This window comes from Aquincola agrisoli, assembly GCF_036621135.1.
GTDB classification, from domain to species: Bacteria; Pseudomonadota; Gammaproteobacteria; order Burkholderiales; family Burkholderiaceae_C; genus Aquincola; species Aquincola agrisoli.
Genome location: NZ_JAZIBG010000048.1, coordinates 75609 through 87514 on the forward strand (window position 1 = coordinate 75609; position 11906 = coordinate 87514).

The 11906-nt window shown below is 73.4% G+C and carries 10 protein-coding genes; 2 read left to right on the plus strand and 8 right to left on the minus strand.

Going from position 1 to position 11906, the window contains the following annotated elements; all coding sequences use genetic code 11:
* Positions 1-22: 22 nt before the first annotated feature.
* Together V4F39_RS22235 and V4F39_RS22240 are read left to right on the plus strand one after the other, a co-directional pair.
* Complete coding sequence (locus tag V4F39_RS22235) at positions 23-643, plus strand: LOG family protein (protein WP_332292193.1); 621 nt, start codon at positions 23-25, stop codon at positions 641-643.
* A 23-nt stretch (positions 644-666) separates the two neighbouring features.
* On the plus strand, positions 667-1092 hold the full coding sequence (locus tag V4F39_RS22240; protein ID WP_332292194.1) for a DUF3830 family protein: 426 nt from the start codon (positions 667-669) through the stop codon (positions 1090-1092).
* A gap of 6 nt (positions 1093-1098) precedes the next feature.
* Here V4F39_RS22240 and V4F39_RS22245 read toward each other — a convergent pair whose 3' ends face one another.
* From V4F39_RS22245 to V4F39_RS22280, 8 genes are all read right to left on the minus strand, one after another.
* A complete protein-coding gene (locus tag V4F39_RS22245) occupies positions 1099-1569 on the minus strand; it encodes a universal stress protein (protein WP_332292195.1) in 471 nt (156 codons plus the stop codon).
* 30 nt (positions 1570-1599) lie between these two features.
* The gene (locus tag V4F39_RS22250) at positions 1600-2808 is read right to left on the minus strand and encodes an acetate/propionate family kinase (RefSeq protein ID WP_332292196.1); all 1209 of its coding nucleotides are present in this window, start codon (positions 2806-2808) and stop codon (positions 1600-1602) included.
* The gene (locus V4F39_RS22255; protein WP_332292197.1) at positions 2805-4199 is read right to left on the minus strand and encodes a bifunctional enoyl-CoA hydratase/phosphate acetyltransferase; all 1395 of its coding nucleotides are present in this window, start codon (positions 4197-4199) and stop codon (positions 2805-2807) included. Before V4F39_RS22255 ends, V4F39_RS22250 begins: the two co-directional genes overlap by 4 nt.
* A complete protein-coding gene (locus V4F39_RS22260; RefSeq protein ID WP_332292199.1) occupies positions 4196-5323 on the minus strand; it encodes an ABC transporter permease in 1128 nt (375 codons plus the stop codon). The genes V4F39_RS22255 and V4F39_RS22260 overlap by 4 nt, the downstream gene beginning before the upstream one ends.
* Entirely contained in the window at positions 5323-8097 is a 2775-nt protein-coding gene (gene rbbA, locus V4F39_RS22265; protein WP_332292200.1) for a ribosome-associated ATPase/putative transporter RbbA, read from the minus strand. Before rbbA ends, V4F39_RS22260 begins: the two co-directional genes overlap by 1 nt.
* A gap of 22 nt (positions 8098-8119) precedes the next feature.
* Complete coding sequence (locus V4F39_RS22270; protein WP_332292202.1) at positions 8120-9193, minus strand: HlyD family secretion protein; 1074 nt, start codon at positions 9191-9193, stop codon at positions 8120-8122.
* Complete coding sequence (locus V4F39_RS22275; RefSeq protein ID WP_332292203.1) at positions 9193-10689, minus strand: efflux transporter outer membrane subunit; 1497 nt, start codon at positions 10687-10689, stop codon at positions 9193-9195. The genes V4F39_RS22270 and V4F39_RS22275 overlap by 1 nt, the downstream gene beginning before the upstream one ends.
* Positions 10690-10782: 93 nt before the next feature.
* Positions 10783-11769 carry a 2-dehydropantoate 2-reductase gene (locus V4F39_RS22280; protein ID WP_332292334.1) on the minus strand — a complete coding sequence of 329 codons (987 nt, stop codon included), beginning with the start codon at positions 11767-11769 and terminating at the stop codon, positions 10783-10785.
* Positions 11770-11906 lie beyond the last annotated feature (137 nt).

Genomic DNA, 11906 nt, shown 5'->3' on the forward strand with positions numbered 1-11906 from the left:
CTGAGATGATGGCTGCATGAGCATGACCGACCGACCCGTTGTTCCCTCCCCCGCCGCGGCGCTGCGCAGCGTCGCGGTGTTCTGCGGCTCCAACTTCGGCGCCTCGGCCGAGTACGCCGAGGCGGCCCGCGCGCTGGGCGCGGCGCTGGCCACACGCGGCATCCGGCTCGTCTACGGCGGCACGAACAAGGGCCTGATGGGCGTGCTGGCCGACGCGGTGCTCGGCGCCGGCGGCGAAGCCGTCGGCGTCATCAACCGCCGGCTGCACGAGCGCGGCCACCTGCACCCCGCCCTCACCGCCCACGAGGTGGTCGACCACATGCGCATCCGCAAGGCGCGCATGGCCGAACTGGCCGATGCCTTCGTCGCGATGCCCGGCGGCCTGGGCACGCTGGAAGAGCTGTTCGAGGCCGCGACGCTCACCCAGCTGGGCGACCACAGCAAGGCCTGCGGCGCGCTCAACGTGCGCGGCTTCTACGACCCGATGCGCACGATGCTCGACCGCGCGGTGGACGAAGGCTTCCTGAAGGCCGAGCACCGCGACATGGTGGTGATCGACGCCGACCCGCAGCGCCTGCTCGACGCGCTGCAGGCCTGGCAGGCCCCCACCGTCACCAAGTGGATCGGCCAGCCGGGCTCCTGACCCCTGCAACCTGACTGGACAAGATGACCCGCATCCGCATGACCGCCGGCGGCCATACCTTCATGGCCGAGACCCACCCCGATGCCCCGCAGACCGTGGCCGCCTTCCTGAAGCTGCTGCCCTACCGGCAAAAGCTCATCCACGTGCGCTGGAGCGGCGAAGGCTGCTGGGTGCCGCTGGGCGAGTTCAAGCTGGAGAACGGCGGCACGCCGGTCGGCTTCGAGAACCACACCAGCCACCCGTCGGTCGGCGATGTCCTCTTCTACCCGGGCGGCTACAGCGAGACCGAGATCATCCTCGCGTATGGCGCCTGCAGCTTCTCGAGCAAGATGGGGCAGCTGGCCGGCAACCACTTCCTGACGATCGTCGAAGGGAAGGAGCACCTGCGCGCGCTCGGCACGAAGGTGCTGTGGGAGGGCGCGCAGGAGGTGCTGTTCGAGCGGGCTTAGCGCCGCTCAGCGCGGGGGCGGTGCCGCTCCCGTGGTGCGGCGCACCAGCAGGACCGGCACCTGCGCCAGCCGCGCGACCTGCTCGGCATCGCTGCCGATCAGCAGGCGGTCCACGCCGCGGCGGCCGTGGGTGCCGAGCACGATGAGGTCGGCGCCCGACTGCTGCGCCTGCGCGACGATCAGCTCCGACACACGCGCCCCGGCGCTTTCCACCAGCACGGTCTCGGCGGCCACGCCCTGCGCCACGGCCTCGTCGCGCAGGGCATCGAGCATCGCCCGGGCGGCAGCCAGGAACCGCGGGCGCACCTCCCCCAGGTAGATCGCCGGGCATTCGAAGCCGTTGATGTGTTCCATCGCGTCGACGACGTTCAGCAGCACCAGCGGCGCGCCGGCCAGGCGGGCCAGCGCGATCGCATCGCCCAGCGCCGCATGTGCGGTCGGGCTGCCATCGACGGGGACGAGGATCTTGCGGTACATCGCGGTTCCTTTGCAGAAGGGAGACGGGCCTCAGCCGACGGGCAGGCGCAGGATCGCCGCCGCATGGCGCGCCGCGATCCACTCCTCGTTCGTAGGCTCCACGCCCACGCGCACGGCGCTGGCGGCGGTGGAGATCACGGGCGCATGGGAGGCATTGGCGGCGTCGTCGAGTGCCACGCCCAGGTAGCCGAGCGCCGCGCACACGCGCCCGCGCAGGGCCGTGCTGTGCTCGCCGATGCCGGCGGTGAACACCAGCAGGTCGAGCCCGCCGAGCACCGCGACCAGCGCGCCGATCTCGCGCACGATGCGGCGCACGTAGAGCGCGAGCGCCATGCGCGCGCGCTCGCCCTCGGCGCTGCCGTCGCCTTCGCGGGCCAGCAGCGCCCGCGGGTCCGACGACAGGCCCGAGACCCCGAGCAGCCCCGACTCGTGGTACAGCACGTGGCCCACCTGCGCCAGCGTCAGCTTCTCGATCTCCATCAGGTAGATCACCGCACCGGGGTCGAGGGCGCCGGTGCGCGTGCCCATCATCAGGCCGTCGAGCGCCGAGAAGCCCATCGTCGTCGCCACGCTGCGCAGCCCCTGCATGGCGCACAGGCTGGCGCCGCTGCCGAGGTGGGCCACGAGCGTGCGGCCGCGCGCCGCATCGCCGTGGCGCTCCGCCAGCGCCACGGCCATGTATTCGTACGACAGGCCGTGGAAGCCATAGCGGCGCAGGCCGCGCTCCCAGGCCGTGTAGGGCAGCGGCAGCATCTGCTCCACCCGCGGCACGGTGTGGTGGAAGGCCGTGTCGAAGCACGCGACCTGCGGCAGCCCGGGCTGCTCCGCCAGCAGGATGCGCATCGCCTCCAGCGCGAAGGGCTGGTGCAGCGGCGCCAGCGGGACCAGGGCTTGCAGGTCGTCCAGCACCCGCGCATCGATCCGCACCGGCGCGAAGTAGCGGCTGCCGCCGTGCACCACGCGGTGCGCCACCGCGGCGATCCGCCGCCCGGCCAGCCACTGCAGCACGTGCCCGCGGATGACCTCCAGCGCCGCCGGGTACGGCCGCCGTGCATCGAGCACCACCGGCGCCACCGGCACGCTGCTGGCGCCGAAGTCGGGCGCCGGCCCGCCGATGCCCTGCACCTTGCCGTTCCAGGCGGGCTGCCGCGGCGGCCCGCCGGCCCCCGTGGCGAACAGGCCGAACTTGATGCTCGACGAGCCGCAGTTCAGCACGAGGATGTAGGCGTCGTCGTTCATGGCGGCGTGGCCCGGTAGTGGTGCGCCAGCAGCACGGCGACGGCGCAGGAGGCGATGCGCGTCTCGCGCGAATCGGCGCGGCTGGTCAGCACGATGGGCACCTTCGCGCCCAGCACGATGCCGGCGGTGGCCGCATCGCCCATGTACTCCAGCTGCTTGGCCAGCATGTTGCCGCTTTCCAGGTCGGGCACCACCAGCACGTCCGCCTGGCCGGCCACCGGGGAATCGATGCCCTTGACCCGCGCGGCGGCGGCCGATACGGCGTTGTCGAAGGCCAGCGGCCCGTCGAGGACCGCTCCGGCGATCTGGCCGCGGTCGGCCATCTTGCACAGCGCGGCGGCATCCAGCGTGGCGGGCATGTTCGGGTTGACGGTCTCCACCGCCGCCAGGATGGCCACGCGGGGGCGCTGCACGCCGATCGCATGCGCCAGCTCGATCGCGTTGCGCACGATGTCGGCCTTCTCGGCGAGCGTGGGGGCGATGTTGACCGCGGCGTCGGTGATGATGAAGGGACGCGGATAGGCCGGCGTCTGCATCAGGAAGCAGTGGCTCAGCCGCCGCTTGGTGCGCAGGCCGGCGGCGGCGTCGAGCACGGCGCCCATCAGTTCGTCGGTGTGCAGGCTGCCCTTCATCAGCGCCTCCACCTGCCCCTTGCCCGCCATGCCGGCGGCATGCTGCGCGGCCGCATGGCTGTGCGGCACGTCCTCGATGGGGAGGCCCGCGAGGTCGAGCCCCGCCTCCGCGGCCAGCGCCTCCAGCCGGGCGCGCGGCGCCACCAGCACCGGATCGATCAGCCCGGCCGCCCGGGCGTCGAGCGCGCCGCCCAGGCTCAGCACGTCGCAGGGGTGCACGACGGCCACGCGGATCGCCCCCAGCGGCCGCACGTGCTCCAGCAGGCGTGGCAGGCCGCTGCCGGCCGACAACCGCACCTCCGGCAGCGTGGCGGCGGCACGCTCGATCCGCTCGGCCGGCGCCGCCACCCCGGCCTCGCCGTCGATGACCGTCTCGCCGCGCTGGTTGACGCCGGTGCAGGCCAGCGTCACGCGGCGGCCGGCCTCTGACTTGGCCGTCACCTCGACGCGGATCGTCAGCGTGTCGCCGATGCGCACCGGTGCGCGGAAGGCCAGCGTCTGCGAGAGGTACACCGTGCCTGGCCCCGGCAGGCGCGTGCCCAGCACGGCGGAGATCAGCGCCCCGCCCCACATGCCGTGCGCGATCACGCCCTGCCGGCCCGCGGCGTCGGCGTAGGCCGCGTCCAGGTGCGCGGGGTTGACGTCGCCGGACATCACCGCAAAGAGCTGGATGTCCTCGGGCTTGAGCGTGCGCTCGATGCTGGCGCTGTCGCCTACGGCGATCTCGTCGAAGGTCCGGTTGCGCAGGGTGTTGGTCATGTCATCTGGCTGATGGTCTTGCGGAATCGCCGCAGCGACAACAGGAACAGCACGCTGCCGATCGCCAGCAGCGCTGCGAACTGGGGCCACACCACCTGCAGCCCCGCGCCACGGTACAGGATGGCCTGGCCCAGCTCGACGAAGTGCGTGGTCGGCGCGGCCAGCATCAGGTCCTGCACCAGCGCGGGCATGCTCTCCCGCGGGGTGCTGGCGCCGGAGAGCATCTGCAGCGGCATCATCGTCAGCACCATCAGCAGGCCGAACTGCGGCATGCTGCGGGCGATCGTCGCCATGAAGATGCCCATCGAGCTGGTGGCGAAGAGGTGCAGCGCGCTGCCGCAGAAGAACAGCGGCAGCGAGCCCTCGATGGGCACCTGCAGCGCGCCCCGCACCACCAGGTTCAGCGACAGCGCGGACGCCACCAGCACCACCAGCCCCATCGACCACACCTTGGCCAGCATGATCTCGGCCGGTGTCACCGGCATGACCAGCAGGTGCTCGATCGTGCCGTGCTCGCGTTCGCGGATCAGCGCCGCACCGGTCAGGATGATGGACACCATCGTGATGTGGTTGATGATCTCCATCAGGCTGCCGAACCAGGCCCTGTCCAGCGCCGGATTGAAGCGCGCGCGCAGCGCGAGCTCCACCGGCGGCGCGGCGGCGCCCCGGTAACGCTGCACGAACTCGGCCACCTCGCCGAGCACGATCTGCTGCACCGAGCCGCTGCCCGCGAAGGCCTGGCTCATGCGGGTGGCGTCGACGTTGAGCTGCAGCGCCGGGCTGCGGCCGGCCAGCACTTCGCGCTGGAAGCCCGGCGGGATGTTGAGCACGAAGGTGTAGAGGCCGGCGTCCATGCCGGCATCCATCTCCCGCAGCGTGATGCGTGCCGGCGGCATGAAGGCTGGCGGGTAGAAGGCCGCGGCGATGCGCACCGACAGCGGCGAGTCGTCCTCGTCGACGATGGCGATCGGCGCGTTGTGCAGCGTCTCCGGCATCGAGGTGGCCGCCAGGTGGATCGACACGGTGAAGCTGAAGACGATCAGCACCAGCATCGTCGGGTCGCGCCACAGGCTCCACAGCTCCTTCACGCCCAGGCGGTAGAGGTTGGCGAGATGGCGGCGCATCAGGCGTCCTGCTTCTTCAGCAGCGCGATGGCCGCGCAGACGATCACCGGCACGCTGGCCGCCAGCGGCCAGAACGCGCCGTGCAGATCGCCGAGCCCCAGCGCCTTGCTGAACACGCCGCGGCTGATGGTGATCATGTGGGTGGCCGGGTACATCTCGCCGATCAGGCGCGCCGGGCCGCTCAGCGAGGTCACCGGGTTCAGCAGCCCGGCGTACTGCACCACGGGGATCATCGTGCCGATCATCGCGAAGAACATCGCGGCGATCTGGCTGCGGGTGACGGCCGAGGCCAGCAGGCCCATGCCGGTGGACGCGAGGCAGAAGACGAAGGCGCCGAGCGCCAGCACCGGGAAGCTGCCGGTGACCGGCACGCCGAAGAGCGTGACGGCCATCAGGCTCATCAGCCCGAAGTTCAACATCGCCAGCGCCACGTAGGGCAGCTGCTTGCCGAGCAGGAACTCGCTGCGCGTGACCGGCGTGACGTAGAGGTTGACGATGGAGCCCAGCTCCTTCTCGCGCACCACGGCCAGCGCGGTGAGCATCGCCGGCATCATCAGCAGCAGCATCGGGATCACGGCCGGCACCATCGCGGGCAGGCTCTTCACGTCGGGGTTGTAGCGGAAGCGCGTTTCCACCTGCGCGCCGGCGGCCTGCGGGGCGAGCCCGCGCGCGCGGGCCTGCTCGGCGAGCCAGTGCTGGTGCATGCCCTGCACATAGCCCTGCACGGTCTCGGCCCGCTGCGGCATGGCGCCGTCGATCCACGCCCCGACCTGCACCGGGCTGCCGCGCATCGCATCGCGCGCGAAGCCCGGCGGGATCTCGATGGCCAGCGACAGCTCGCCGCTGCGCATGCGGCGGTCCATGTCCTGGTCGTCCGCGATCGGGGGCTTCTCGACGAAGTAGCGCGAGCCCGACAGGTTCAGCGTGTAGTCGCGGCTCAGCGTGGTCTGGTCGCGGTCGAGCACCGCGTAGGTGAGGTTCTCCACGTCCATCGACATGCCGAAGCCGATCACGACCATGAGGATCAGCGAGCCGCCAAGCGCCAGCGTGGCACGCACGGGGTCGCGCTGCAGTTCCAGCGCCTCGCGCCACACGTAGCTCCACAGCCGCCGCAGGCTGAAGCGGGCCGGCCGCGCCGGGTGCGGCGCCGGCCCGCCGGGCGCCGGGAGCACGGGGGCCGGCGCGACGGGTGCAGCACCGCCGGCCTCGACCAGGTAGCCGATGAAGGCCTCCTCCAGCGACGCGGCGCCGCGCCGCGCCACGAGCGCCGCGGGGGTGTCGCTGTCGAGCACCTTGCCGGCATGCATCATCGACATGCGGTCGCAGCGCTCGGCCTCGTTCATGAAGTGGGTCGACAGGAAGATCGTGACCTTGTCGCGCCGCGACAGCTCGGCCAGCAGCCGCCAGAAGCCGTCGCGCGCGACCGGGTCCACGCCGGAGGTGGGCTCGTCGAGGATCAGCAGTTCCGGGCGGTGCACCATCGCCACCGCGAGCGACAGGCGCTGGCGCATGCCCAGCGGCAGGCTTTCCGGCAGGCTGCCCTGTACCGCCGCGAGCGAGAATCGCTCCAGCATCTCCTGCACGCGCCGCGGCATCTCCGACTCGGGCACGTGGAAGAGCCGTGCGTGCAGCTCCAGGTTCTGGCGCACCGTCAGCTCGCCGTACAGCGAGAACGCCTGCGACATGTAGCCGACCCGGCGCCGCGTGTCGATGCGGCGCGGGTCGACCGCCTCGCCGAAGAGCCGTGCCTGCCCTTCGCTCGCAGGCAGCAGGCCGGTCAGCATCTTCATCGTCGTCGACTTGCCGCAGCCGTTGGAGCCGAGGAAGCCGAAGATCTCGCCGCGGCGGATGCGGAAGCTCACGCGGTCGACGGCGACGAAGTCGCCGAAGCGCATCGTCAGCTCCCTCGCCTCGATCGCGATGTCGTGCTCGTCGGCCTGCAGCGGCGGGATGCGCACCGGCGCGTGGCCGCGCTTCTTGTCCTCGGGCAGCAGGTGGACGAAGGCCTCCTCGAGCGAGGCGCTGCCCGTGCTGGCCAGCAGCCCGGCCGGCGTGTCGCTCGCCAGCACCTGGCCGTCGTCCATCGCCACCAGGCGATCGAAACGCTGGGCCTCGTCCATGTAGGCGGTCGCGACCAGCACGGTCACCGGGATGCCTGCCTGCTGCCGGGCCTGCCGGATGCGGCCGATCAGCTCCCAGAACTGGGCCCGCGCCAGCGGGTCGACGCCGGTCGTCGGCTCGTCGAGGATCAGCAGGTCGGGGTCGTGGATCAGCGCGCAACACAGCCCGAGCTTCTGCTTCATGCCGCCCGAGAGCTTGCCCGCCGGCCGGCCGAGGAAGGGATGCAGGCCGGTGCTGCCGGTCAGGTCGTCGATGCGGCGCCGGCGCTCGGCCGCGTCGTGGCCGAAGAGGCGCGCGAAGAACTGCAGGTTCTCCTCGACCGACAGCGTCGGGTAGAGGTTGCGGCCCAGGCCCTGCGGCATGTAGGCCACGCGCGGGCACACGGCCTCGCGGTGGCGCCGCTCGGCCATGCTGCCGCCCAGCGCCTCCACCGTGCCCTGCTGTACCGCACGCGCCCCGGCGATCAGCGACAGCAGGCTGGACTTGCCCACCCCGTCCGGCCCGATCAACCCGACGGTGCAGCCGGCCGGCACGTCGAGGTCCACGCCGCGCAGCGCGACGGTCCTGCCATACGCGAACCGCACGCCGCGCAGGCTCACCACTGGCGCGCCGGCGGGCGGCTCGGGGGCCACGGGCGGGTCGGCGTCGTCCACGTCGTGCAGGGCCGGATGGCGCTCAGCGGCCCACGTTCACCGCCAGCTCGGCGGGCCAGGGGCGCTGCGGGTCGACCCGCACCCAGGCCACGCCGGGCACGCCGGTCTTGACCTGGTCGAGATGCTCCAGCAGCAGCGCCCGGTCGATGCGCGCCTTGACGCGGAACATCAGCTTCTGCCGCTCGCTGGCGGTCTCCACCGTCTTGGGCGTGAACTGCGCGGTGGCCGCGACGAAGCTGACCCGGGCCGGGATCACGTAGCCCGGCGCCGCGTCCAGCAGCAGCCGCACCTCGCTGCCCAGCGCCACCCGGCCGGCGACGGTCTCGGGCAGGAAGAAGCTCATGTAGACGTCCGACAGATCGACCAGGTTCATCACCTTGCCGCCGCCGGCCAGCACCTCGCCCGGCTGCGCGACGCGGTACTGCACGCGCCCGTCCCGCGGTGCGGTGAGCAGGCTGTCGGCGATGTCCGATTCGATGCGCGCGATGGTGGCCTCGGCCGCTGCGACCGCCGACACCGCGCCCACGTGCTGGGCGCGTGCCGCATCGATCGCGGCCTGGGCCGCGGCGACCTGCGCGCGCGCCGCACCGAGCGCGGCCTGCGCGTTGCGCACCCGGGCGCGGTCGTCGTCCAGCTCCTGCACCGACGAGGCGCCCTCGCGCGCCAGCGTCTCGGAGCGGGCCAGCCGGCGCCGGGCCGCATCGAGCTCGCTCTCGCGCTGCGCGACGGTGGCCTCGACCGAGTGCTTGTCGCTCGTGCGCATGGCCACCTGGGCATCGGCCGCCGCCACGCCGGTCACGGCCTGCTGCTGCCGGGCACGGGCCTCGTCGCGCTGGGCCTCCAGCGACTGCACCCGCATCCGCGCGAGCGGCTGCCCTGCCTTGACGAAGGCGCCCTCCTCGACCAGGATCTCCTGCAGCCGGCCGGGCAGCTGGGTGGCGACGTCGACCTCGGTGGCCTCGATGCGGCCGTTGCCGCTCGCGAAGCCTTCGCCCGGCCCGCGGGGCTGGCGCTGCTGCCACGCCGAGTAGCCGGCCACGGCCAGCGCCAGCACGATGGCCGCGGGCAGCAGGCGGTTGCGCAGGAGAGGGTTCATCACGGCGGTGCGTGCGCCGACGCGGCGGGCGGGCCGGGCGGCGGATCGGTGGCGGCGACCTCGCGCGAGCCCCCGCCCAGCGCGGCATACAGCGCCACGCGGGCGGAGAGCAGTGCACGCTGCGTCTGCACCAGCTGCTGGCCGGCGGCCAGCAGGTCGCGTTGCGCATCGAGCACTTCGAGGAAGGTGGCCGACCCGGCGTCGTAGCGCAGCTGCGCGAGCCGGGCGCGCTCGGCCTGCGACGCCAGCGCCTCGCGTTCGGCGAGCAGCTGCTCGCCCAGCCAGCGCTGCGCCGAGAGGGCATCCGCGACCTCGCGGAACGCGGTCTGCACGGCGGTCTCGTAATCGGCCACGGCCAGGTCGCGGCGCAGTGCGGCCAGGTCGAGGCCGGCCTGCCGCCGCCCGCCGTCGAAGACCGGCAGCAGCACGCTCGGCGCAAAGGCCCAGGCCCGGCTGCCGGAGGCGAAGAGGCCGTCGAGCGCCGCGCTGGCCGTGCCCACGCTGCCGGTGAGCGTGATGCGCGGGAAGAACGCCGCGCGCGCCGCGCCGATGTCCGCCTGCGCGGCCCGCAGGCGGTGCTCCGCGGCGACGATGTCGGGCCGGTCCTGCAGCAGGTCCGACGGCAGGCCGGCGCGCAGCGGCGGCACCGTCGAGGCATCGTCCAGGCGGCTGCCGTCGGCCGGCAGCTCGATCGGCGCGCCGACCAGCAGGGCCAGCGCGTGGGCCTGCGCCGCACGGGCCTGCGCCAGCTGCGCGGCCAGCGCGCGGGCCTGCGTGGCCAGCGTCTGCACCTGGGCCAGCTCCAGCCGGGAGACCGCGCCGACCTCGAAGCGACGCCGGAAGATCCGCAGCGATTCATCGCGGCTGCGCACGGTCTGCCCGGCCAGCGCGACACGCTCGTCGAGCTCGCGCAGCACGAGGTAGCCCTGGGCCACCTGCGTGACCAGCACCATCGTGAGAGCGCGGCGCGCGGCGTCGCTGGCGAGGTAGCGTTCCAGCGCGGCCGCCTGCAGGCTGCGCACGCGACCCCAGAAATCCAGCTCCCACGCGGCCAGCCCCAGGCCCGCTCGGTACTCGCCGGCGGTCACCGGCCGGCCGCTGGCGTTGAGGTCGCCCGGCAGGCGTGCGCGGCTGGCCTCGGCGGACACGGCCAGCGCAGGCAGGGCATCGGCCCGCTGCAGGCCGTAGGCGGTACGCGCCTCCTGCACACGCAGCACGGCGCGGCGCAGGTCGCGGTTGTTCGCGAGCGCCAGCACGACGAGCCGCTGCAGCTGCGCGTCGCCGAAGGCCTGCCGCCAGGCCAGCCCGGCGGCGTCCGCGGCACCGGCCGCCGCGGGGGCGGCCTCGGGGTAAGCGGCCGGCACCGGCAGCGGCGGCACCACGGGCGGCGGGGCCACCGAGGCGCAGCCCGCCAGCATCGCGAGGGCCAGCGCGGCGAGGCCCGGCACCTGCGTCGGTTCAGACCAGGCGGTGGACGCGCGCGGCGTCGGTGTCATCCCGCTCCTTCAGACTCCAGGGATCGCCCTGGGCGGCGCTGAGCCTAAAGGGGTGGGTGGCCGGGGCGCTTGATCCAGGTCAACCGCACAGCCTCAGGCCCCGCGCGGGTACAGCCCGCGCACCTGCGCATGCAGCCGGGCGAGGCCCAGCAGCGCATCGATGCAGGGCGTGGCCACGCCCACGTGCCGGCCGATCTCCTGCACCGCGGCGACGATCGCGTCCAGCTCCACCGGGCGGCCGGCCTCGACGTCCTGCAGCATCGAGGGCTTGACCGCGCCGAGCCGCGCGGTCAACGCGTGCCGGTCCTCGGGCGTCTGGGCCACCGCGCAGCCGATGCGCTCGCCGATCGCCGCGGCCTCCGCCATCGCCGCGGAGCAGAAGCCGCGCACCAGCGGGTCGGCGAGCACGCGGTCGATGGTGGCGCCGGTGAGGGCGGCCACCGGGTTCATCGTCAGGTTGCCCCACAGCTTGAACCAGATGTCGTGGCGCACATCGGCCGAGGCCCGGGCCTCGAAGCCCGCGCGGCCCAGCAGCCCGGCGATGCGCTGCGCGCGCTCGCTCAGGCCGCCGGCCGGCTCGCCGACGATCAGCCCCAGGCCCACGCCGTGCCGCACCACGCCTGGCTCGGCCGTCGAGGCGCTGGCATGCACCACGCAGCCCACCACCTGCCGCAGCGGGATCGCACGGGCGATCGCACCGCCCGGATCGACGCTGGCCAGCGGTGCCGACCCGAAGCCCGGCCGCCCCTGGCAGAACCACCAGGGCACGCCGTTCATCGCCGGCAGCACCACGGTGTGCGGGCCGAGCAGCGGCGCCAGGCCGGCGGCCACCGCGGTGAGCGCCGGACCCTTGACGGCGATGACGACGAGGTCCTGCACGCCCAGCTCGGCCGGCCGGTCGGTGGCCTCCGCCGGCGCCCGCACCAGCATGCCGCCGCTGTGCAGCCGCCAGCCGTGCTCGCGCAGCGCCGCCAGCGTGGCCCCGCGCGCGACGGCGCTGACCTGGGTGCTGCCCTCCAGCGCCAGCCGCGTGCCGATGAAGCCGCCGATCGCGCCCGCGCCGACGATGCAGACCTTCATGCGCGGCGCCTCGTTCTGCGGCGCTGCCGCGCCGGCTTGCGAATCCATGTGCATCCCTTCGTTGTTCCACACCACGCCGGCATTCTGATGGCGAAGCTAGGGATGCAGCCGCCGGGGCGCACCGCGTTTAGTCCATG